Consider the following 20552-nt stretch of genomic DNA (forward strand, 5'->3'; position numbering starts at 1 on the left):
ACGGAACGCTTCGACGAAGGTGTCCTACTCCGTCATCGCGGGCGCCGGGGCCAGCAACGCATGAATGTATGAGCGCGACGTTCACGCCGACCGACATCCGCGACGTCACACGCGGATGAATCAATTGCGGCATCGTGAATCCCGATCCTGCCCGCACTCGGGGTCGGAGGAGATTGGTAACCACGCCGGCCCATCATCCGGCCCGGTCGCGCCGCCTGAGCGCGTCGGGAGTGTTGCGTATGGTCCCGGTCCAGCCCCGCCGTCACGCCCGCCCCCGCGCCGCGCTGGGCGCGGGCCTGTCCCTGCTGGCCCTGCTCGGAGCGCCGGGCGCCGCCCCGGCGCAGGGGGCCGGCGCCGCGCAGGGGGGGCCCGCGCCGGTGCCGCCGCTCGCCGTGCCGGTCGCGGCGCCGCCCGCCGCCGCGGGCGAGGCCGCGAAGGGCCAGGAGCCCCGGGCACCGGAGGCGAAGGCCGAGGTGAAGGGCGCGGCCGGCAAGCCGGCGGAGGCCAAGCGGGCCGACACCAAGCGGGCCGACACCAAGCCGCCCGAGACCCGGGCGACCGAGGCCGCGCCGGAGCCCGTCCCGCCCCAGGACGCGAAGGCCCAGGACGTGAAGGTCCAGGACGCGAAGGCCCAGGACAGCAAGGCGTCGGACGCCAGACCGTCCGAGACCAAGTCCCAGCCCGCCAAGCCTCAGGACGCGGCGAAGCGATCCCGCGAGCCGGCGCCGCTGGTCTACGCCAAGGTCTCCGCCGACCCGAACCCGACGCTGACCCCGCGGACCTTCCTCGACACGCTCCGGGCGGCCGAGCGCTACGCGGCCTTCGCGGAGGCCGGCGGCTGGGAGCGGCTGCCCGAGGATCTCGCGCGCCTCAAGCCCGGCGAGCGCCACCCGGCGATTCCCGCCCTGCGCCACCACCTGACCCTCACCGGCGACCTGCCGGCGGACGCGCCGCCGAACGACCGCCTCGACCCGCCCCTGGTGGCGGCGATCGCGGCGTTCCAGGCCCGTCACGGCCTGCCCGACAGCGGGATACTTGGCCGGCTCACCATCAACGCGCTCAACGTGCCGGCCACGGTGCGCCAGCGGCAGCTCGCCGCCTCCGCGGCCCGGCTGATGGGCTCGAAATTCCCCTTCGGCGAGCGCTACGTGGTGGTCAACATCCCGTCCGCCGCCGTGGAGGCGGTGGAGAACGGCGCCGTCGCGCGCCGCTACGTCGCGGTGGTCGGCTCGCCCGACAAGGCGACACCGCCGGTGGAGACGCGGATCACCGACATCAACTTCAACCCGACCTGGACCGTCCCGGCCTCGGTGGTGAAGAACGAGATCATCCCGCAGATGCGGAAGAACCCGGGCTATCTCGCCAAGAACCACATCCGGATCCTCGGCCCGGCCGGCGAGGTCGACCCGACCCGGATCGACTGGGCCGGCGAGAAGGCCGTCAACTACACGCTGCGCCAGGATTCCGGCTTCGACAATTCGCTGGGCCAGGTGCGGATCGACATGCCGAACCGCTTTGCCGTCTACATGCACGATACCCCGGCGAAGTCGCTCTTCGCCGCGAGCGTGCGCTTCCACAGCCACGGCTGCGTCCGGGTCGGGCAGGTGAAGGAGCTCGTCGGCTGGCTGCTGCAGGGCACCGACGGCCCCAACGGGCCGGGCACGAGCTGGGGCCCGATCGAGATCGAGACCGGCATCGCCGACGGCGAGCGCCGCGACATCAAGCTCACCAAGCCGATCCCGGTCACCTTCGTGTACCTCACCGGCTTCGCCACGCCGGACGGGAAGGCGCATTTCCGCGACGACATCTACAACCTCGACACGCCGGCCGCCGAGCCCGCCGCCACCGGCGCGATCCCGCCCGCGACGGGCGCGGAGGCGGGTGCCGCGAAGCCGGCCACCGCCGCGCCCGCCGCGCCCCGGTCCGGGGCCGCCCACGACGCGAAGCCGGATCCCGCCCGGGCCGTCGCGGCCAGGCCCGCGCCCGTCAGGCCCGCGCCGGCGAAGCCGGCGCCGGCGCGGGCCGCCACCGAGCGCCGCAGTTTGGAATCCGTCGAACCTATCCGCTAAAGCCAACCCAGCCATGCGATTCTCGGCACGCCGGAACATCCCGGCGGACCGGTCATTGGCTCGCTGAAGGCGCCCTGCCCCTCCCCGGAGAGACGGAGCGACGCGCCGAGCCACCGAAACGCACGGAGACGACCATGGCCAAGGCCAAGCCGAGCAGCCGCATCGAGAGCGCGCGCCTGAACACCCCGACCGACCTCGATCCGAGCGACGTCCGGACGATCGCCGAGGGCCTGACGATCCTGAGCTCGGACCTGTTCGCGCTCTATATCAAGACCAAGAACTTCCACTGGCACATGAGCGGACCCCATTTCCGCGACTACCACCTCCTGCTGGACGAGCAGTCGGCCCAGATCTTCGGGATCATCGACGCGGTGAACGAGCGCGCCCGCAAGATCGGCGGCACGGTGCTGCGCTCGCTCGGCCAGGCCAGGAGCCTCACCCGCGTGGCCGACAACGACGCCGCGTACGTCTCGCCCCTCGACATGCTCAAGGAGCTGCGCGACGACAACAAGGCCCTCACCGCCAACATGCGGACGCTCCACGGCGTCACCGACGAGGCCGGCGACGTCGCCACCACCTCGCAGCTCGAGGAGTGGATCGACCAGTCCGAGGAGCGGACGTGGTTCCTCTACGAGACCACCCGCGACGCGACCGACAGCGGCCACTGAGCCGCACCGTCCGGCACCGGCGCGGCCGGTGCCGGGCCTGGCAGGTTCGAACCGCCGCTAGCCGGCGGCGAGGTCGAGGTGCACCTTCACGAGGCCCGGATCGTCCGGATCGCGCGCCTGCGCGAAGCCGAGGCGGCGGCAGACCGCCAGCATCGGCCGGTTCTCGGCCAGGACCGTGCCCTCGACCCGCCCGATCCCCTCGGACCGGGCCCAGTCGATCATCAGGCGCATCAGCGCGAAGGCGAGGCCCGTCCCCCGGGCGTCGCGGCCGACCGCGATCGCGTACTCGCCGCTCTCGTGGTTGGCGTCGGCGTGGAGCCGGACCGCGCCGAGCATGCGCTCGCCGCCCGCCGGCCCGATCTCCGTGGCCACGAACGCGATGGCGCGGGCGTAGTCGAGCTGCGTCAGGCGGGCCAGGAAATCGTGGCTGAACGCGCGCACCGGCCCGAAGAACCGCAGCCGGAGATCCTCCGGGTCGAGACCCTTGAAGAAGGCCAGGAACAGCCCCTCGTCCTCCGGTCGCACGGGCCGCACCCGCACGGTCCGGTCCTTGAGGTTCAGCGTGCGGATCCACTCGGCCGGATAGGGCCGGATCGCGAAGCGCGGGTGGCCGCGGCCGAGGGCGCCGCGCTCCGCGCGCCCGATCCGGACCCGGGCGTCGAGGGCCAGCACGCCGGTCTCGTCGGCCAGGAGCGGATTGATGTCGAGCTCGCGCACCTGCGGCAGGTCGGCGGCGAGCTGGGACAGCTTCACCAGCGTCAGCGCGATCGCCCCGAGATCGGCCGCCGGCACGTCGCGGTAGGCCTCCAGGCGCCGCGCGACCCGGGTGCGGGCGATGAGGTCGCGCGCCAGGGTCAGGTCGAGCGGCGGCAGGCCGAGGGCGCGGTCGTCGATCACCTCCACGGCGGTGCCGCCCCGGCCGAACACGACCACAGGGCCGAACACTGCGTCCTCGGCGAGGCCGGCGATCAGCTCCCGGCGCTGGCCGCGGCGGACCATCGGCTGGACGGCGAAGCCGGTGACGCGGGCGTCGGGCCGCTCGCGGCGGGCGCGGGCCAGGATGCTGCGGGCGGCCTCCGCGACGTCGGCCTCGCTGGTCAGGTCGAGGTGGACGCCGCCGATGTCGGATTTGTGCACGATGTCCGGCGAGACGACCTTCAGCGCCACCGTCCCGCCCGCCGCGATGATCGGCCACGCGGCCGCCGCGGCCGCGTCCGTGTCGGGGGCGAGCGTGATCGGGACGGTCGGGATCCCGTAGGCCTGCAGGAGGCCGTTCACCGCCACCGGATCGAGCCACGCGGCGCCCTGGCGCAGGGCGGCGGCGACGATCGAGCGCGCCCGCGCCGTGTCGGGCGAGAAGTCCCGCGGCAGGGAGTCCGGCGTGCGCATCAGGTCGTCCTGCGCCTCGCGGTAGCGCACGAGGTGCAGGAAGCCCTCGATCGCCTCGGAATCGGTGGTGAAATGCGGGATCCCGGCCTGCGCGAAGGTCTCGCGGGCCGCCTCCGCGTCGCCCAGCGTGACCGCGAAGACCGGCTTCTTGCGGGTCTGGCCGGCGCGGGCGGCCCTGACGGTCGCGGCGACGGCCTCGGCGACCGCGCCGGCCTCCGAGCGGATCGTCGGCACGTGGATCGCCAGCACGGCGTCGCTCGTCCGATCCGTCAGCAGCGGCGTCAGCGCGGCGGCGAAGGCCGGGCCGGCGGCGTCGATGCCGAGATCGAGGGGATTGCCCGGCGCGCGGCCCTCTGCCTCGGCGGGCGCCGCCAGGGTCCCGGCCCGCTCGATCAGCCGATCCGCGGCGAGGAGGCCGATGCCGCGGCCGTTCGACACGATCGCCAGCCGGTGACCGGGGAACGGACGCTGGCGCCCCAGGGTCTCCACGGCCGAGAACATCGCGTCGAGATCCGGCACCGCCAGCAGGCCGGCCCGCCGGAAGGCCGCGGCGTAGACCGCGTCCGGCCGGGCCAGGGCGCCGGTATGGGTGACGGCGGCGCGGGTGTCGGGGCGGTGCCGGCCGGCCCGCAGGACCACGACGGGCTTGGCCCGGGCGGCGGCGCGGGCGGCCGACATGAACCTGCGGGCATCCGCGACCCGGTCGAGGCAGAGCAGGATCGCGCGCGTGCGGTAATCGGCGGCGAAGTGGTCGAGGCAGTCGGCCACGCCGATGTCGAGCACGCTGCCCAGCGACAGCACGGCCGAGAAGCCCGTGCCGTGGCGGGCGCCCCAGGCGACGATGGCGGCGGCGACCGTGCCGGATTGCGAGACGAGGGCGAGGTCGCCGGCCTCGGGGGCGTGGGCGAACAGGCTGGCGTTGAGCTTGGCCCCCGGGACCGCGAGGCCGGCGCTGTCGGGCCCGAGCAGGCGCAGGCCGTGCGCGCGGGCGATCCGGTGGGCGACCGGACCCGGATCCTCCGGCCCGGAGCCGAGCCGCGCCGTGAGGATCACGGCCGCCCCGGCGCCGATCGCGGCGGCCTGCGCGACGACCTCGGGCACGCTCGGGGGCGGCACCGCGATCAGGACGAGGTCGGGGGCGGCGGGCAGGTCCGCGACCCGCGGCACGCAGGGGAGTCCCTCGACGGCCGCGTGATCGGGCTGGACCGGCATGATCGCGCCGGGAAAGCCCGCGGCGCGCAGGCTGTCCAGCACGCTGCGCCCGAGCGAGCCCGCGCGCGCCACCGCGCCGACCAGCGCGATCGAGCGGGGCGCCAGCAGCTTGTCGAACCGGTAGGTGCTCACGACCGGCGGCTCACGACATCGTCACGGGACGCGGTCCCGCAAGCCGTTCCTGGCGGCACGCATCTGGCCCCCTCGCTCACGTCCGAACGGGCGGGCGCCCGGGCGCCCGCCGCCCTCCCAGATGGCGCGATCCGGCGCGCCTGCAACGCCCGGCCGGCACGGGCCGGCCGGAAATCGCGTGGTCGCCGCGCGCGCCCTCCAGACCGCCCTTTTGTCCAATATCGAGCGCCATTTATCCACTCTAAGACGGCACTTGTGGGTGTGTGTCGATTGGTCTTGCTATTAAATTCGCACCACCATAGTAACTGCCCCTTAACTACCCTGTATCGGGTCGAGCAGAGACAGATTCCGGCCGGCGCCGGTGGTCGGTGGCCGGCTGGGATCGAGTGGAGGTTACGGGATGGACGCCACGGGTGAAGGGCAACCGGACTATCTCGCGCTGTCCGTCGACATCGTGTCGGCCTTCGTGAGCAACAATCCGGTCCCCGCGCCGGAACTGCCCGGGCTGATCGCGGCCATCCACGCGACGCTGCACGGGCTCGGCGAGCCGTCCGCGCCGCCGGCGGAGGAGCTGCGGCCGGCCGTGTCGGTCCGGCGCTCGGTCCAGCCCGACTTCATCGTCTGCCTGGAGGACGGCAAGAAGTTCAAGTCGCTGAAGCGCCACCTGCGGACGCACTACAACCTGACGCCGGAGGAGTACCGGGCGAAATGGGGCCTCCCGCCCGACTACCCGATGGTGGCGCCGAACTACGCCGCGGCGCGGTCCAGTCTCGCCAAGAGCATGGGTCTCGGCCACCAGCGCCGGAAGGGCTGACGGCGCGGCGCTGTCAGCCGCGCCCGCGTCCACAGCTTTCGGAGCCCGGTTAGGTATCGGGCAAGCCGCGCTTGCGAGGGTCCGGGGCCCGTCAGCGCCCCAGAGACCCGATGCCCGGCAAGCCCAGCCTCGTCGCCCGCCTGTTCTGGACGGCCGTGATCGGCCTGCCGTTCGGGCTCTGGTACGGCCGGCCGGCGCTCGCCGCGACGGGCCTCGCCCTCGCGCTCGTCCTGCTCCGCCATCTCGGGCGCCCGCGCCGGTTCCGGGCCCGGGTGCGCCGGATCGCCCGCGCCCATGCCGAGACGCTGGCGCTGCGGCGGCGTCAGGAGAGCTACAGCGACCCCTACGGCAACTGGATCGAGGACGGCTGGCTGCGCGAGCGCGATTACTTCCTCGAGCGGACCGTCCTGCCGCAGCTCGGTCCCCGCTTCGCCGACCTCGCCGAGGCCGAGCACGCGCGGATGCTGGCGATCATCGAGGCCGAGGCGGCCGCCGTCGCGCTTCCGGAGGAGGACGAGGCGCCCGGGGACGGGCTCGACTACGAGCGCTACTGCGCCGCGCGCCTGGTCCGGGCCGGCTGGCGCGCGCACCGGACGCCGGCGAGCGGCGACCAGGGCGCCGACATCGTGGCGGTGCGGGACGGTTTGCGCCTCGTCGTGCAGTGCAAGCGGCTGAGCAAGCCCGTGGGCAACGCCGCCGTGCAGGAAGCCGCCGCGGCCCTGCGCTACTGGGACGGGGACCGGGCCGCCGTGGTGTCGAACGCCGGCTTCACGCCGGCGGCGCGCCGGCTGGCCACGGCCACCGGCGTCCTCCTCCTGCACCACGACGCCCTCGAGGGCTTCGACCTCGCGGAGACGTGATGCCCGTCAGGCGAGCGGGCCGGGGATGGCGATCTCCGCCTCGCTGAGCAGGCGCGCCTCGTGGCGGCGCACGAACAGCCACAGGGCCAGGCCGCCGAACACCACCAGGGCCAGCAGGGTCAGGCCCACCGGGCCGACGATGTGCTCGATCTGGCGGCCGCAATAGTACGAGCCGATGCCCATGCTGCCGGCCCAGACGATGCCGCCGAGGGCGTTGAAGGCGAAGAAGCGGCGGGCATCCAGCCGGTTCACCCCGGCGAGCAGGGCCGCGTAGGCGCGCAGCATCGCGGTGAAGCGGCCGAAGAACACGATCTTCCCGCCGTGCTGGCGGAACAGGTACTGGCCCAGCTTGAGCCGCCCGTGATCCAGGGCGATGAGGTGGCCGTAGCGCAGCAGCAGCGGCATGCCCCAGCGCCGCCCGGCCCAGTAGCCGACATTGTCGCCCAGGATCGCCGCCCCCGCGGCCGCGGCGATGACCAAGCCGATGTTCAGGTTGCCGGTGCTGCCGGCGTAGACGGCGGCCGAGATCAGCACCGTCTCGCCCGGGCACGGCACGCCGGCGCTCTCGAGGGTGATGATCACGAAGATCGCGATGTATCCGTAATTCGCGATCAGCTCGGCGATGGGCAGGTCGTTCAGGAAGGCCATGCGGTCCTCGGGCCGGTCTCCGGGCAAAGCCCGGCGACACAAGCGGACGGAACGTGGCCTTAAGAGGGCCGACCTGCGGCGCGCGGCGCGCTCAGAGGACTTTCAGCAGGGCCTCGGCGCCCGAGGCCTCCGCCTTCGAGGGCGTCTCCTCGACGTTGAGGATCCGGACGACGCCGTCCTCGACCAGCATCGAGTAGCGCTTCGAGCGCATCCCGAGGCCGAAGCCCGTGCCGTCCATCTCCAGGCCGAGGGCCTTGGCGAAATCGGCGTTGCCGTCGGCGAGGAACTCCAGGCCCTCGGCACCGCTCGCCTTCGACCACGCGTCGAGCACGAAGACGTCGTTGACGCTCGTCACCGCGATGGCGTCGATGCCCCGCCCGAGGATCTCGTCCCGGTGGGTGACGAAGCCCGGCAGGTGGTTGCGGTGGCAGCTGGGGGTGAACGCGCCCGGCACGCCGATCAGGACCACGCGCCGGCCCTTGAACACGTCGTCGGTGGTGCGCGCGATCGGGCCCTCGGGGCCGATCACCCGGAAGGTGGCCTGGGGCAGGTGGTCGCCGACCTGGATCATCGCGGGTCCCTCGTTGTCGCGCGCTGGAAAGGCACGCGTGAGCAGCGCGCCTGACCTAGCGTGGCAGGGGGTGCCTGTCGAGGATCGGGAGCGGCCTGCGGCTCACGGTCCGAGAAGCTTGACGAAGGCCGCCCCGGCGCCGAACAGCGCGGCCCCGGCCGTCATGCCGGACAGCGCCACCTGCCAGGGCGCGAGACTCCGGTCCCGGCCGATCTTGGCGGCCTCGGCCGCGAGCTTGGTCTGCTCGACGGCCGTCTTCGAAGCCTCGGCCGTCATCTTGAACTGCTCGGCCGCCAGCTTGGTCTGCTCCGCGGCCAGTTTCGACTGCTCGGCGATCAGCTTGTGCTGCTCGGCGACGAACTTCCGCGTCTCCTCGTGCGCGCGCTCGATCCGGGCGCGCTGCTCCTCGATGTCGAACGCGGTCGGAGAGGCGGAGCGAGCCATGATGGTCTCGGTCTCGAACGTGGCCGGAGCGATCGCCCTCGCGCGCCGGCCGGGACATTCCGCGGCGCGCATGAGACCCGCACAAGCTTGGGGGAGGCTTGCTGCGTCCCTTTTGCCCGCTGGACAACGGAGGGGCGCGGCGTAGCATGGACGCATGGCGCACCCTCCGCACCGCAGGCCCGATCCCATGTCGGCAGCGTCGTCCCAGGCCGGGAAGGCGGCGCCGCTCCGCACGGAGCTGTCGGGCCCCCACTTCCTCGACGGGCAGTTCCTCGTGGCCATGCCCGGCATGGCCGACGAGCGCTTCGCCCGCTCGGTGATCTACGTCTGCGCCCATTCCGCCGACGGGGCCATGGGCATCATCGTCAACAAGGCGGCGACCGACATCAGCATGCCGGACCTCCTGGTCCAGCTCGACGTGGCGCCCGAGGCGGACGCGATCCGCCTGCGCGAGCGGGTCGGCCACATGCCGGTCCTGATGGGCGGCCCGGTCGAGGGACGGCGCGGCTTCGTGCTCCACAGCGACGATTTCCACATCCAGCAGTCGACGCTGATCATCGACGACGGCATCTGCCTGACCGCGACCGTGGAGATCCTCCGCGCCATCGCCAGCGGCGAGGGCCCGGCCAGCGCCGTGCTGGCGCTCGGCTACGCCGGCTGGCAGGCGGGGCAGCTGGAGAGCGAGATCATGGCCAACGGCTGGCTCAACTGCCCGGCCGACCCGGCCCTGATCTTCAACGCCGACCTCGACGCCAAGTACGACCTCGCCCTGCGGGCGAACGGCATCGACCCGGCGATGCTGTCGATGACCGCCGGCCGGGCCTGAGCCGGGCGCGCTCGCCAGGGCGGCACGGCGTCTTCGCGAGCGGAGCGAAGTCGGTTGCGCCGGGCCGCTGGCCGTTACCGGGCGGTCTACTCCGGAACGGCGTCGCCGCCGCCGACCGCGTCCGGGTTCATGCCCTCGACCGCGGGCTTGGGCCGCGGCCGGCGGGGCGCCACGGAGGCGGTGGGCGTCGCCGTGTTGGCGCCGAGCCGGGTGGCCAGGGCCAGGGCGCGGTTCTCCGTCACCCGCAGATGGCAGAACCCGTGCGTGCCCTCGCGCGCGTAGGTGCGGCAGAGCTGCTCCCGGTCCGACGAGAACGCCGCCTGCTCGCTGACGATCGGCCGGACATCCTCGCGCCGGGCCCGCTGGGTCATCAGCTTGTAATTGTCCCGGACGGCCTTGTCGGCCACGCCGCGGGCGGTGTCGAACTCGCCGGCCCGCGGGATCAGGGTGGCGGCGCCCGGCCCCCAGAGGCCGACCGGCGTGGTCGCGCAATCCGCCGCCGAGAAGGTGCAGACCGGGCCCGAGCCCAGGCTCGAGACCAGGACGCCGCCGTCGGTCACGTCGAAGCGCAGCGGGCACTCGGCCCCGGCGGCCTCGAAGCGCGGCACGCCCTCGGGCTTGCCCTCGGCGGTGAGCGTCACCGGATTACCGCCCGCGAGCGGCACCGTGCACGACTCCGCCGGCTGCGAGATCTTGGTGCCGGGCAGCTTGATCCGCGCCGTGACGGCCGTGCCGGAGCGCTCGAGCTTCAGCGAGCCGGACAGGCCGTTGAGCTGCAGCTCCTGGCCGATCACGCCGTCCTCGGAGGGCGTCTTCAGCACGACCGGGCGGGCCGGCGCGGGGGCCGGCCGGGGCGCCTCGGGGGCCGCCGCGGGCGGGCCCGGCTCGCCCGGTGCCCCGGGCGCGGGCGCCGGCTCCGGCAGGCCGCGCGGCGGCACAGGCGGCCGCTCCGGCTTGATGCCGAACAGGCGCTCGAAGAAGTTCTGGGCCCGCGCGGGGGGCGCGGCGAGCATCCCGGGCGCCGCGACGGCGACCGCCAGGATCGGGAGCAGGAGGCTGCGGGTCGGGCGCATCGGACTCTACGACGGGGACACGAAGTGGCGGGGCCACGCGCAACCCCTTGTCGAAACGTTAACACGCCGTCGATGGCGCCGACGTGGCAGCGAAGCAACAAAATGCAGCCACGCCACCGGGGCGAGGCCGGTCGTACGGCGAGATCCTGCCGGAATGACAAGGGGATGGCGCGGATCTGCGTGCCCGATCCCGCCGCGCAGGCTTCGCCTTGCGGGCCCGGAACGGGCTTCTTATATCGCCCTCGACGCGGGATTGCGCGCTGGGTTTCAGCCGTTCACGGCCCTTGATCCGGCCCGGGTCCCATACTCACATCACCCCCGACACCGCCATGGGCCGAGCTGCTTCGGGGCTCGGCGGTCTGCTTGAACGCGACACAAAGAGGGATCCCACCATGGGTAAAGTTATCGGCATCGATCTGGGCACCACCAATTCCTGCGTGGCCGTGATGGAAGGCACGCAGCCCAAGGTCATCGAGAATTCGGAAGGCGCGCGCACCACGCCGTCCATCGTCGCCTTCACGGACGACGGCGAGCGGCTCGTCGGCCAGCCGGCCAAGCGCCAGGCGGTCACGAACCCCGAGCGCACGTTCTTCGCCATCAAGCGGCTCATCGGCCGGACCTACGACGACCCGATGACCCAGAAGGACAAGGGCCTCGTGCCCTACAAGATCGCCCGCGGCGACAACGGCGACGCCTGGGTCGAGGCGGACGGCAAGAAGTACTCGCCCTCGCAGATCTCCGCCTTCACCCTGCAGAAGATGAAGGAGACCGCCGAGTCGCATCTCGGCCAGCCGGTCACGCAGGCGGTCATCACGGTCCCGGCCTACTTCAACGACGCCCAGCGTCAGGCCACCAAGGACGCCGGCAAGATCGCGGGCCTCGAGGTGCTGCGCATCATCAACGAGCCGACCGCGGCGGCGCTGGCCTACGGCCTCGACAAGAAGAAGTCCGGCACGATCGCGGTCTACGATCTCGGCGGCGGCACCTTCGACGTCTCGATCCTGGAGATCGGCGACGGCGTGTTCGAGGTGAAGTCGACGAACGGCGACACCTTCCTGGGCGGCGAGGACTTCGACAACCGCATCGTCGAGTACCTGACGGCGGAGTTCAAGAAGGAGCAGGGCATCGACCTGACCAAGGACAAGCTCGCCCTCCAGCGCCTCAAGGAGGCCGCCGAGAAGGCCAAGATCGAGCTGTCCTCGGCCACCCAGACCGAGATCAACCTGCCCTACATCACCGCCGACAACACCGGCCCGAAGCACCTCGCGCTGAAGCTCAGCCGCGCGAAGTTCGAGTCGCTCGTCGACGATCTGGTGCAGCGCACGATCGAGCCCTGCCGCAAGGCGCTCAAGGATGCCGGCGTCTCGGCCTCCGAGATCGACGAGGTGGTGCTGGTCGGCGGCATGATCCGCATGCCGAAGATCCAGGAGGTGGTGAAGTCGTTCTTCGGCAAGGAGCCCCACAAGGGCGTGAACCCCGACGAGGTCGTGGCCATCGGCGCCGCCGTGCAGGCCGGCGTGCTCCAGGGCGACGTCAAGGACGTCCTGCTCCTCGACGTGACCCCGCTGTCGCTCGGCATCGAGACGCTGGGCGGCGTGTTCACCCGGCTCATCGACCGCAACACCACGATCCCGACCAAGAAGTCCCAGACCTTCTCGACCGCGGAGGACAACCAGAACGCGGTCACGATCCGGGTCTTCCAGGGCGAGCGCGAGATGGCGGCCGACAACAAGCTGCTCGGCCAGTTCGACCTCGTCGGCATCCCGCCGGCGCCCCGCGGCATGCCGCAGATCGAGGTGACCTTCGACATCGACGCCAACGGCATCGTCAACGTGACGGCCAAGGACAAGGCGACCAACAAGGAGCACCAGATCCGCATCCAGGCCTCGGGCGGCCTCTCGGACGCCGACATCGACCGGATGGTGAAGGACGCCGAGGCGAACGCCGAGGCCGACAAGAAGCGGCGCGAGCTCGTCGAGGTGAAGAACCAGGGCGAGAGCCTGATCCACGCCACCGAGAAGTCGGTGACCGAGTACGGCGACAAGGTCCCGGCCGCCGACAAGGGCGCGATCGAGACCGCGATGACCGCGCTCAAGACCGCGCTCGAGGGCGACGACGTCGAGACCATCAAGGCCCGGACCACGGACCTGATGCAGGCCTCGATGAAGCTCGGCGAGGCCATGTACGCCGCCAACCAGGCGGCCGGCCCGGATGCGGGTGCCGAGGCGGCGGCTTCCGAGAAGAAGGACGACGTCATCGACGCCGACTTCCAGGAGGTCGACGAGAAGGACCAGAAGAAGCGCGCCTGAGGCGCGGATCTGATACGACCGCGCGGGGCCGGAGCGATCCGGCCCCGCCTTTGCGTGAGAAGCGTATTCAGAAGCTCCGTCATGCCGGGCCTGCGGGACCCGGAATCCGGACCCGCCGGCAGATCGTGGATCTGCGTCGTCGGCGCTTCCGGCTTCCGGGCTCGTCGGCAGCCACCCGGAACGGCGGCGCGGTGGTAGAAGCGTCGCGGCCCGGGTGACGGGACGGGACGGGAAGGCACCTGAGGGCGGGATGTCGAAGCGGGACTATTACGAGATCCTGGGGGTCACCAAGACCGCCACGGAAGGCGAGATGAAGGTCGCCTTTCGCAAGCTCGCGATGACCTATCATCCCGACCGGAATCCCGGCGACAAGGATGCCGAGATCAAGTTCAAGGAAATCAACGAGGCCTATCAGTGCCTCTCGGACGGCCAGAAGCGCGCCGCCTACGACCGGTTCGGCCACGCGGCCTTCAGCCAGGGCGGCGGCGGCCCCGGATTCGGCAACGAGTTCGGCGACTTCATGTCGGACATCTTCGACAACTTCTTCGGCGACGGCCGCGGCGGCGCCGCGCGGGGCCGCGGCGGCACGCCGGGCCGCGAGCGCGGGGCCGACCTGCGCTACAACCTGGAGATCACCCTCGAGGAGGCCTTCACCGGCAAGGCCGAGACCATCAAGATCCCGACCTCGATCACCTGCGAGGTCTGCGACGGCTCCGGCGCGAAGCCCGGCTCGAAGCCGCGGACCTGCCCGACCTGCGCGGGCTACGGACGGGTCCGGGCGGCGCAGGGCTTCTTCGCCATCGAGCGGACCTGCCCGAACTGCCACGGCCGCGGCGAGATCGTCGACGATCCCTGCGCCGCCTGCCAGGGCGCCGGCCGGGTCAACCGCGAGCGCACCCTCTCGATCAACGTGCCGGCGGGCGTCGATGACGGCTTGCGGATCCGGCTCGCCGGCGAGGGCGAGAGCGGCCTGCGCGGCGGCCCGGCGGGCGACCTCTACGTCTTCCTGTCGATCAAGCAGCACGAGTTCTTCCAGCGCGACGGCGCCGACCTGTTCTGCCGGGTGCCGATCTCGATGGTGACGGCCGCGCTCTCGGGCGAGATCACCGTGCCGGTGATCGACGGCTCGCAGACGCAGGTGCGCATCCCCGCGGGGACGCAGACCGCCAAGCAGTTCCGCATCAAGGGCAAGGGCATGCCGGTGCTGCGCTCGCGGGAGGTCGGCGACCTCTACATCCAGGTCTTCGTCGAGACCCCGCAGAACCTGACCAAGCGGCAGCGCGAGCTGCTCCAGGAGTTCGACCAGTCGGCCTCCCCGGAGAACCATCCCGAATCCGCGGGCTTCTTCTCGAAGGTCCGGGACTTCTTCGGGGGCGCGGTCCGGCCGTGAGGCCGGATCCGAAACCCGGGACGGCCCGTTATGCAAGCGGCCCGCGTGGCACGCATCCCCTAGGCGCGGCGCCGGCTTGACTGTAAGACAGCGCCGTCTCTAGCCATTCATTCTCATCCGGCATCAAGGAATCCAGGACTTGCCGCCGCTCCGCCGTCCCAACGCGAAGGCTCCTGCGGGCAGGAGCGCGATATCCGGGCCGCGGCGCGACCCCCTCGAGGACGAGGCCCGGTTCCTGCGGTCCTGGTTCGAGCGCCCGCTGGTCACGGGGGCCGTGACGCCCTCGGGCAAGATGCTCGCGCGGACCATGGCCGCCTACGTCGACCCGCGCCTCGAGGGGCCGGTGGTCGAGCTGGGCCCCGGCACCGGGCCGGTGACCGAGGCGCTGATCCGGCGCGGCGTCGCGCCCGAGCGGCTGATCCTCGTGGAGTTCAACCCCGATTTCTGCCGGCTCCTGACCCACCGCTTCCCGGGCGTCCGGGTCATCCAGGGCGACGCCTACAACATGCGCGCGAGCCTGCAGGACGTGCTGACGCAGCCGGCCGCCGCGACGATCTCGAGCCTGCCGCTGTTCACCAAGCCGCTGGAGCAGAGGCTCGACCTGCTCAACACCGCCCACGACCTGATGCGGCCCGGCGCGCCGTTCGTGCAGTTCACCTACGCGGTCGTGCCGCCGATCCCGGCCCGCTGCGAGGCCGGCAGCTACACCGCCGACCGCTCCAACCGGGTCTGGCTGAACCTGCCGCCGGCGCGGGTCTGGGTCTACCGCCGCCCCTGATCTGAACACGGCCTGAGCGAACAGGTCACGTTTGCGTCAACTGGAAGGGCGCAGACCTGGGACACGGCCGGACGCCACAGGGCGACCGGCGTGGATCAGGAGAACGCCGATGTTCACCAAGACCGCACGGACCCGCTTGGCCGCCGCCCTGGCCCTCGGAGGGCTCGCCTTCGCGGCCCCGGCGATGGCCGCGCCCCTCGGCCGCGATGCCGGCCTGCGGGCGGAAGCCGGCGACGTCCAGACCGTCCAGTACGGCTACGGCTACGGGCACCGCCACGGCGGCTTCGGCCATCACGGCTACGGCCCGCGCCATCACCATCACGGCGGCTGGGGCCGGGGCCACCATTACGGCTGGGGACACCGCGGCTTCGGCCCGCGTCACCACCATCACGGGGGCTGGGGCCATCGCCACGGCCACGGCCGCTGGTAAGGGCTCCGCGCCGGCCGCGCTCGGTCACGGCTCCGAGAGGGCCGGGCGCGGCCGCGCGCCGGCGCCCACCCGCTCGAGGACGGGGGGCCGCTCCGGCGGCGCCTCGCCCATCCGGTAGGCCGCCCGCAGCGCGGCCTCGGCCCGGTCCGCGGCGGCCTCGTCGGCCGCGTGGACGATCCCGAGCAGGCCGCCGGACGATCCGGGACCGGCGAGATCCGTGAATCCGACCCGCGGGTCGACGGGATCCTCCGGCCGCGTGCGGCCGCCGCCGAGCCCGATCACGGCCAGCCCCAGCGCCCGCGTGGCGATGCCCGCGACGGTCCCGTCCTGACGGACCGCCCGGCGCACGGGGGCCGCCGGCAGATGCGCCTCCGGTCTCTCCAGCAGGTCGCCCGGCCCGCCCAGGGCCGCGACCATGCGGGCGAAGCCCTCGGCCGCGCGGCCGGACGCGAGGGCCGCCTCCAGCCGCTCCGCGGCGCCGTCGCGGTCCGGCGCCAGGCCGCCGGCGACCAGCATCTCCGCGCCCAGCGCCACCGTGACCGCGTGGAAGCGCGGCTCGCGGCGCGCGCCCGTCAGGTAGTCGATCGCGTAGGCGACCTCGACGGCGTTGCCGGCCGCGCTGGCGAGGGGCGCGTCCATGTCGGTGATCAGCGCGGCGGTGCGCAGGCCGGCCCCCTCCGCCACCGTGACGATGCTCTCGGCCAAGGCGCGCGCCTCGGGCAGCGTCGCCATGAAGGCGCCGGAGCCCTGCTTGACGTCCATCACCAGCCCGTCGAGCCCGGCAGCGAGCTTCTTCGACAGGATCGAGGCGGTGATCAGGTCGCGGGACTCGACCGTGCCGGTGACGTCGCGGATCGCGTAGAGGCGCCGGTCCGCGGGCGCGAGCTCGGCGGTCTGCCCGATGATGGCGCAGCCGACCCTGCCGACGACCCGCCGGAACGCGTCGAGCCCCGGCGTCGCGTCGTAGCCCGGGATGCTGCCGAGCTTGTCCAGCGTCCCGCCGGTATGGCCGAGGCCGCGGCCCGAGATCATCGGCACGTAGCCGCCGCAGGCCGCGACCATCGGGGCGAGCGGCAGGCTCACCGCGTCGCCGATGCCGCCGGTGGAGTGCTTGTCGAGGACGGGCCCGGGCAGGTCCCACGCGAGGACCCGGCCCGACTCGGCCATCGCCCGCGTCAGCGCCACCCGCTCCGGCAGCGACAGGCCGCGGAAGAACACCGCCATGGCGAAGGCCGCCGCCTGCCCCTCGCCGACCGTGCCGTCGGTGAGCCCGCGGATGAAGGCCCCGATCTCGTCTGGATCGAGGGGCAGGCCGTCGCGCTTGGCCCGGATCGTCTCCTGGGGCAACCTCTCCCGGGGCAGCCGCACGCTCACAGCGTCCGCGCCCGGATCAGGGTCTCGAACAGGCTGCTCGCCCCGAGCCGGAAGGTTCTCGGGCTCACCCAGCCGGGGCCCATCAGCCGGTCGGCCAGGTCGAGGTAGGTGGCGGCGTCGGCGACGCTGCGCAGGCCGCCCGAGACCTTCAGGCCCGCGGGGCGGCCGCTCGCGCGGATCTCGGCCAGCATCGCCTCGGCGGCCTCCGGGGTCGCCGAGACCGGGCTCTTGCCCGTGGATGTCTTGAGGAAATCGGCGCCCGCCTCCAGGGCGATCCGGCTCGCCTCCCGGATCCGGCCAAGTTCGGCGAGTTCGCCCGTCTCCAGGATCACCTTGAGGGTCGCGGACCCGCAGGTATCGCGCACGGCCTCGACCATGTCGCGGGCCACCGCAGCCTCGCCCCGCAGCAGCGCGGCGTAGGGCAGGACGAGGTCGACCTCGTCGGCGCCGTCGCGCAGCGCCTCGGCGGTGTCGTCGGTGGCGCGGGCGCAATCCTCGCCGCCCTTCGGGAAGTTGATCACCGTGGCGATCCGGATGCCGGTGCCCGCGAGCGCCCGCGCGCCCTGCGCGACGAAGCGCGGCCAGACGCAGATCGCCGCGACGCCGCCGCGCCTCGCGTCCCGGCAGAGGGCGTCGATCCGGGTCTCGGTGCAGGTCTCGCCGAGATCGGTGAGGTCGAGGAGCGGCAGGGCCCGGCGGGCGACCGCGCCGGCTTCGGGGTCAGTCATCGGCTGTCTCTCCGTCGGGCAGGCCGGCCACGAAGGCCCGGACCAGGCGGCCGAGATCCGCCGCGGCCCGGGCCGCCACCGCCTTCGTCTCCGCGTGGTGCGGCGCGCCGCCCGCGATGCCGGCCGCGAGGTTCGTCACGACCGAGACCGCCGCCACCGGCAGGCCGAGGAACCGGGCGAGGATCACTTCGGGCACGGTCGACATGCCCACGAGGTCGGCGCCCAGGATGCCGGCCATCCGCACCTCCGCGGGCGTCTCGAAGCTCGGTCCCGAGAACCACGCGTAGATCCCCTCCCCCAGGGGCACGCCGCAGGCCTCGGCCGCCGCGCGGAGCCGCGCCCGCAGGTCCGGGTCGTAGGCCTCTGTCATGGGCACGAACCGGGCGTCGCTGGCCTCGCCGATCAGCGGGTTCAGGCCGGAGAGGTTGATGTGGTCGGCGAGCAGCACGAGGCTGCCCGGCCCGGTCCCGGGCCGCAGCGATCCCGAGGCGTTGGTGAGCAGCAGGCGCCGGGCGCCGAGGTCCCGGGCGCAGGCGAGCGGCACCCGCATCACCGCCGGGTCGCCGCGCTCGTAGGCGTGGGCCCGCCCCTCGAAGATCAGGACCTCGCGCCCCGCGAGGCGCCCGCGGTGCAGCCGGCCGCGATGGCCGCTGACGCCGGGTCCCGGAAATCCGGGGATCTCGGCGTAGTCGACGGCGGCCGCATCCGTGAGGGCGGCCGCGATCCCGCCGAGGCCGGTGCCGGCCACCACCGCGCAGGCGTAGGGGCCCGCGAAGCCGGCGGCGCGCAGCGCCGCGCGGGCGGCCGCCTCACTCACCGAGCGTCTCCGGGCCGAAGGAGTCCGGGAGCAGCTCCGCCAGCGTGAAGGTGCGGGCGACGCCGCCCGGACCGGCGGCGTGGATCGGCGTGTCCGGCGCTGCGAACTCGCGGATGCGCTGGCGGCAGGCGCCGCACGGCGTCACCGGGCCGTTGCCGTCGCCGCAGACCAGGATCGCCGCGATGCGCCGGCCGCCCGCCGCCACCATGGCGGCGATCGCCCCGGCCTCCGCGCAGGTCCCGACCGGGTAGGCAGCGTTCTCGACGTTGCAGCCGGCGTGGAGCGCGCCGCGCTCGTCGCGCAGCGCGGCCCCGACGGCGAAGCGGGAATAGGGCGCGTGCGCCCGCCCGCGCACCGCGCGGGCGGCCTCGAACAGGGCGGCGAGCCCGTCATCGTCCCCTGCTGGGTCCCGTGCTGGTTCCGCGGCCTGCATGGCCGATCTTTGGCACCCACCGGGGCGCCCTGTCGAGGCCCCGGGCGGGAGTCCGGCGCGCCCTCAGCGGCTCGCCGGACCGGCGCCGAGGAGGCTCGCGGCCTGCCGCAGGTCCGCGTCGCTCCGCGGACCGCTCAGGGCGTAGGCGGTGTCGCCGGCGTTCCACGAGACGACGTCGCCGTCGTCCGAGCCGGTGGTGAGCGTCGTCGGTCCGCCGCGGATGCCGCGGGTGGCGAACAGCGACGCCTCGCCGAAATCGCCCGCCTCGAGGGCGACCTCGATCCCCGTGCCGTGGCGGGCGGGGAAGACCTGGATGTCGCGCACCCGCCAGCCATCGGGCAGGGCCGGCAGGTCGATGCCGGTGGCCGAGCGGAGCCGCGCCCGGTCGTAGACCGGATCGTCGGCCTGGCCGCCGATGCTCTTGCGCAGCAGCGCCACGACCCGGGCCTGTCGCGCGTCGGCGATCAGGGCCGGATCCGGTGTCGCCGCCAGGGTGTCGGGAACGCCGAAGCGGCCGATCTCGTCGTGCGCCAGCCAGCCCGCGCCCACGAGCACGGCGATGGCCGCGGCCCGCTTGAGACGCGAGGCGACGCGACGCCAGCGCTGGTTCCGGTCGAAGCGGCGGGCCAGGACCATGTTGCGGTCCGGCCCGGGCCCCGGAACGCGCTCGAAGCAGGCCCGCAGGGCGTCGCGGTCGTGCATCTCCGCCATCACCCGGGCCGCGGCCGCGGGATTGGCCGCGAGGTGCGCCTCGACGTCGAGACGGCGCATCGGGTCGATCTGGCCGTCGACGAAGGCGATGAGATCGTCGTCTGTGATCGGATCGATCATCGTGAAGTCCTCGAATCCAGCGTGCCCGGAGGCGATCCGCCGGTCGCAATCGTCAGTCGGCACCGGCGCCCGCGGGTGCCGGCCCTTCGTCAGCTCCGTGCTCAGCTCTCTCCGACGGCGCGTCGCAGAGGCCAGGCGGACCGTTCCCGCGGCTCGTCGGAGACGACGAGCCGGAGGGCGGAGGGCGGCCCGCGCCGCGTCTCGGATGTCTTGGCGGGCTCCGCCTCGTCGGCGCCGCGATCGGTCCGCGTCCCCTCCTCGAAGGCCCGCAGGGCCGCCCGGCCGCGGCCGAGACGGGACATCAGGGTGCCGATCGGGATGCCGAGAACGGCCGCCGCGTCGGCGTAGGCCATGCCTTCCAGGGTGACGAGGTGGAGCGCGGCGCGCTGCTCCTCGGGCAGCTTGAGGAAGGCCTGCCGGATCTGGGCGAGGCGCACCTGCCCCTCCTGCGCCGGCGGCGCCATGTCCTCGGTCATCCGGACCAGCGTGTCGGCGTGCCGCGCCTCGACCTGCCGGCGGCGCTGCTCGTCGATGAAGGCGTTGTGCAGCACCGTCATCATCCAGGTGCGCAGATTGGTGTTCGGCCGGAGCGAGCCCTGCATCTCCAGGGCTCGCACCAGCGTGTCGTGGACGAGATCGTCGGCCCGCAACGTGTCGCGGGTGAGCGACCGGGCGTAGCGCCGCAGGGGCACCATCAGGTCGAGGAGGTCCGGGCGCTTGTTCTTGTCCGATGCCATAGGGTGTGAACGCGGCGCC

At 73.2% G+C, this 20552-nt stretch carries 20 protein-coding genes; 9 read left to right on the forward strand and 11 right to left on the reverse strand.

Annotated features, from left to right (window positions below; translation table 11 throughout):
• The first annotated feature begins 239 nt into the window (after nt 1-239).
• Together ACLBXO_RS11605 and ACLBXO_RS11610 are read left to right on the forward strand one after the other, a co-directional pair.
• A complete protein-coding gene (locus ACLBXO_RS11605; RefSeq protein WP_447685463.1) occupies nt 240-2069 on the forward strand; it encodes a L,D-transpeptidase family protein in 1830 nt (609 codons plus the stop codon).
• Between the two features lie 134 nt (nt 2070-2203).
• Nucleotides 2204-2737 (forward strand): Dps family protein, encoded by a 534-nt coding sequence (locus tag ACLBXO_RS11610; protein ID WP_331312704.1) that lies wholly within the window; start codon nt 2204-2206, stop codon nt 2735-2737.
• A 57-nt stretch (nt 2738-2794) separates the two neighbouring features.
• Here the strand turns inward: ACLBXO_RS11610 and ACLBXO_RS11615 are convergent, their stop codons facing one another.
• Nucleotides 2795-5470, reverse strand: coding sequence for a bifunctional acetate--CoA ligase family protein/GNAT family N-acetyltransferase (locus ACLBXO_RS11615; RefSeq protein WP_447685464.1), 2676 nt, complete (start codon nt 5468-5470; stop codon nt 2795-2797).
• A 400-nt stretch (nt 5471-5870) separates the two neighbouring features.
• Between ACLBXO_RS11615 and ACLBXO_RS11620 the strand changes: the two genes are divergently transcribed.
• Entirely contained in the window at nt 5871-6284 is a 414-nt protein-coding gene (locus ACLBXO_RS11620) for a MucR family transcriptional regulator (protein ID WP_331312705.1), read from the forward strand.
• Between the two features lie 110 nt (nt 6285-6394).
• On the forward strand, nt 6395-7144 hold the full coding sequence (locus tag ACLBXO_RS11625) for a restriction endonuclease (RefSeq protein WP_331312706.1): 750 nt from the start codon (nt 6395-6397) through the stop codon (nt 7142-7144).
• 6 nt (nt 7145-7150) lie between these two features.
• Here ACLBXO_RS11625 and ACLBXO_RS11630 read toward each other — a convergent pair whose 3' ends face one another.
• From ACLBXO_RS11630 to ACLBXO_RS11640, 3 genes are all read right to left on the reverse strand, one after another.
• Complete coding sequence (locus ACLBXO_RS11630) at nt 7151-7792, reverse strand: DedA family protein (protein ID WP_331294624.1); 642 nt, start codon at nt 7790-7792, stop codon at nt 7151-7153.
• A gap of 91 nt (nt 7793-7883) precedes the next feature.
• Nucleotides 7884-8363 carry a peroxiredoxin gene (locus ACLBXO_RS11635; protein WP_020093824.1) on the reverse strand — a complete coding sequence of 160 codons (480 nt, stop codon included), beginning with the start codon at nt 8361-8363 and terminating at the stop codon, nt 7884-7886.
• Nucleotides 8364-8465: 102 nt separating this feature from the next.
• Entirely contained in the window at nt 8466-8807 is a 342-nt protein-coding gene (locus ACLBXO_RS11640) for a hypothetical protein (RefSeq protein ID WP_447685465.1), read from the reverse strand.
• Nucleotides 8808-8994: 187 nt separating this feature from the next.
• Here ACLBXO_RS11640 and ACLBXO_RS11645 point away from each other — a divergent pair, with 187 nt between their 5' ends.
• Nucleotides 8995-9633, forward strand: a complete 639-nt coding sequence (locus ACLBXO_RS11645; RefSeq protein WP_447685466.1) for a YqgE/AlgH family protein — start codon at nt 8995-8997, stop codon at nt 9631-9633.
• An 86-nt stretch (nt 9634-9719) separates the two neighbouring features.
• Here ACLBXO_RS11645 and ACLBXO_RS11650 read toward each other — a convergent pair whose 3' ends face one another.
• The gene (locus tag ACLBXO_RS11650; protein WP_447685467.1) at nt 9720-10706 is read right to left on the reverse strand and encodes a hypothetical protein; all 987 of its coding nucleotides are present in this window, start codon (nt 10704-10706) and stop codon (nt 9720-9722) included.
• Nucleotides 10707-11098: 392 nt separating this feature from the next.
• Between ACLBXO_RS11650 and dnaK the strand changes: the two genes are divergently transcribed.
• The 4 genes from dnaK to ACLBXO_RS11670 all read left to right on the forward strand — a co-directional run bounded on the left by dnaK (nt 11099) and on the right by ACLBXO_RS11670 (nt 15613).
• Entirely contained in the window at nt 11099-13015 is a 1917-nt protein-coding gene (dnaK, locus tag ACLBXO_RS11655; RefSeq protein WP_029359089.1) for a molecular chaperone DnaK, read from the forward strand.
• A gap of 250 nt (nt 13016-13265) precedes the next feature.
• Entirely contained in the window at nt 13266-14405 is a 1140-nt protein-coding gene (dnaJ, locus tag ACLBXO_RS11660) for a molecular chaperone DnaJ (RefSeq protein WP_447685468.1), read from the forward strand.
• Between the two features lie 139 nt (nt 14406-14544).
• Entirely contained in the window at nt 14545-15183 is a 639-nt protein-coding gene (locus ACLBXO_RS11665) for a class I SAM-dependent methyltransferase (RefSeq protein WP_447685469.1), read from the forward strand.
• Nucleotides 15184-15292: 109 nt separating this feature from the next.
• A complete protein-coding gene (locus tag ACLBXO_RS11670; protein WP_331312712.1) occupies nt 15293-15613 on the forward strand; it encodes a hypothetical protein in 321 nt (106 codons plus the stop codon).
• 24 nt (nt 15614-15637) lie between these two features.
• On the opposite strand, the gene deoA is transcribed toward ACLBXO_RS11670, so the two are convergent.
• The 6 genes from deoA to ACLBXO_RS11700 all read right to left on the reverse strand — a co-directional run bounded on the left by deoA (nt 15638) and on the right by ACLBXO_RS11700 (nt 20533).
• On the reverse strand, nt 15638-16981 hold the full coding sequence (deoA, locus tag ACLBXO_RS11675; RefSeq protein ID WP_447685470.1) for a thymidine phosphorylase: 1344 nt from the start codon (nt 16979-16981) through the stop codon (nt 15638-15640).
• Nucleotides 16982-16983: 2 nt separating this feature from the next.
• Nucleotides 16984-17715, reverse strand: coding sequence for a deoxyribose-phosphate aldolase (gene deoC / locus ACLBXO_RS11680; protein WP_331312713.1), 732 nt, complete (start codon nt 17713-17715; stop codon nt 16984-16986).
• Nucleotides 17708-18532: a purine-nucleoside phosphorylase gene (locus ACLBXO_RS11685; protein WP_447685471.1), complete on the reverse strand. Its 825-nt coding sequence runs from the start codon at nt 18530-18532 to the stop codon at nt 17708-17710. The genes deoC and ACLBXO_RS11685 overlap by 8 nt, the downstream gene beginning before the upstream one ends.
• A complete protein-coding gene (gene cdd, locus ACLBXO_RS11690; RefSeq protein ID WP_331312715.1) occupies nt 18525-18965 on the reverse strand; it encodes a cytidine deaminase in 441 nt (146 codons plus the stop codon). Before cdd ends, ACLBXO_RS11685 begins: the two co-directional genes overlap by 8 nt.
• 63 nt (nt 18966-19028) lie before the next feature.
• Nucleotides 19029-19796 carry an anti-sigma factor family protein gene (locus ACLBXO_RS11695; protein ID WP_447685472.1) on the reverse strand — a complete coding sequence of 256 codons (768 nt, stop codon included), beginning with the start codon at nt 19794-19796 and terminating at the stop codon, nt 19029-19031.
• 101 nt (nt 19797-19897) lie between these two features.
• Nucleotides 19898-20533 carry a sigma-70 family RNA polymerase sigma factor gene (locus ACLBXO_RS11700; RefSeq protein ID WP_331312717.1) on the reverse strand — a complete coding sequence of 212 codons (636 nt, stop codon included), beginning with the start codon at nt 20531-20533 and terminating at the stop codon, nt 19898-19900.
• Between the last annotated feature and the right edge of the window lie 19 nt (nt 20534-20552).

Source organism: Methylobacterium sp. C33D (assembly GCF_053345825.1).

What these genes read in the sequence shown, in the direction of transcription:
- ACLBXO_RS11605 (WP_447685463.1), top strand. Translation starts at nt 240, where the DNA reads ATGGTCCCGGTCCAGCCCCGCCGTCACGCCCGCCCCCGCGCCGCGCTG.
- ACLBXO_RS11645 (WP_447685466.1), top strand. Translation starts at nt 8,995, where the DNA reads ATGTCGGCAGCGTCGTCCCAGGCCGGGAAGGCGGCGCCGCTCCGCACG.
- ACLBXO_RS11650 (WP_447685467.1), bottom strand. Translation starts at nt 10,706, where the DNA reads ATGCGCCCGACCCGCAGCCTCCTGCTCCCGATCCTGGCGGTCGCCGTC.
- dnaJ (WP_447685468.1), top strand. Translation starts at nt 13,266, where the DNA reads ATGTCGAAGCGGGACTATTACGAGATCCTGGGGGTCACCAAGACCGCC.
- ACLBXO_RS11620 (WP_331312705.1), top strand. Translation starts at nt 5,871, where the DNA reads ATGGACGCCACGGGTGAAGGGCAACCGGACTATCTCGCGCTGTCCGTC.
- ACLBXO_RS11635 (WP_020093824.1), bottom strand. Translation starts at nt 8,363, where the DNA reads ATGATCCAGGTCGGCGACCACCTGCCCCAGGCCACCTTCCGGGTGATC.
- ACLBXO_RS11695 (WP_447685472.1), bottom strand. Translation starts at nt 19,796, where the DNA reads ATGATCGATCCGATCACAGACGACGATCTCATCGCCTTCGTCGACGGC.
- ACLBXO_RS11700 (WP_331312717.1), bottom strand. Translation starts at nt 20,533, where the DNA reads ATGGCATCGGACAAGAACAAGCGCCCGGACCTCCTCGACCTGATGGTG.
- cdd (WP_331312715.1), bottom strand. Translation starts at nt 18,965, where the DNA reads ATGCAGGCCGCGGAACCAGCACGGGACCCAGCAGGGGACGATGACGGG.
- ACLBXO_RS11630 (WP_331294624.1), bottom strand. Translation starts at nt 7,792, where the DNA reads ATGGCCTTCCTGAACGACCTGCCCATCGCCGAGCTGATCGCGAATTAC.
- ACLBXO_RS11610 (WP_331312704.1), top strand. Translation starts at nt 2,204, where the DNA reads ATGGCCAAGGCCAAGCCGAGCAGCCGCATCGAGAGCGCGCGCCTGAAC.
- deoC (WP_331312713.1), bottom strand. Translation starts at nt 17,715, where the DNA reads ATGACTGACCCCGAAGCCGGCGCGGTCGCCCGCCGGGCCCTGCCGCTC.
- ACLBXO_RS11640 (WP_447685465.1), bottom strand. Translation starts at nt 8,807, where the DNA reads ATGGCTCGCTCCGCCTCTCCGACCGCGTTCGACATCGAGGAGCAGCGC.
- ACLBXO_RS11670 (WP_331312712.1), top strand. Translation starts at nt 15,293, where the DNA reads ATGTTCACCAAGACCGCACGGACCCGCTTGGCCGCCGCCCTGGCCCTC.
- ACLBXO_RS11625 (WP_331312706.1), top strand. Translation starts at nt 6,395, where the DNA reads ATGCCCGGCAAGCCCAGCCTCGTCGCCCGCCTGTTCTGGACGGCCGTG.
- dnaK (WP_029359089.1), top strand. Translation starts at nt 11,099, where the DNA reads ATGGGTAAAGTTATCGGCATCGATCTGGGCACCACCAATTCCTGCGTG.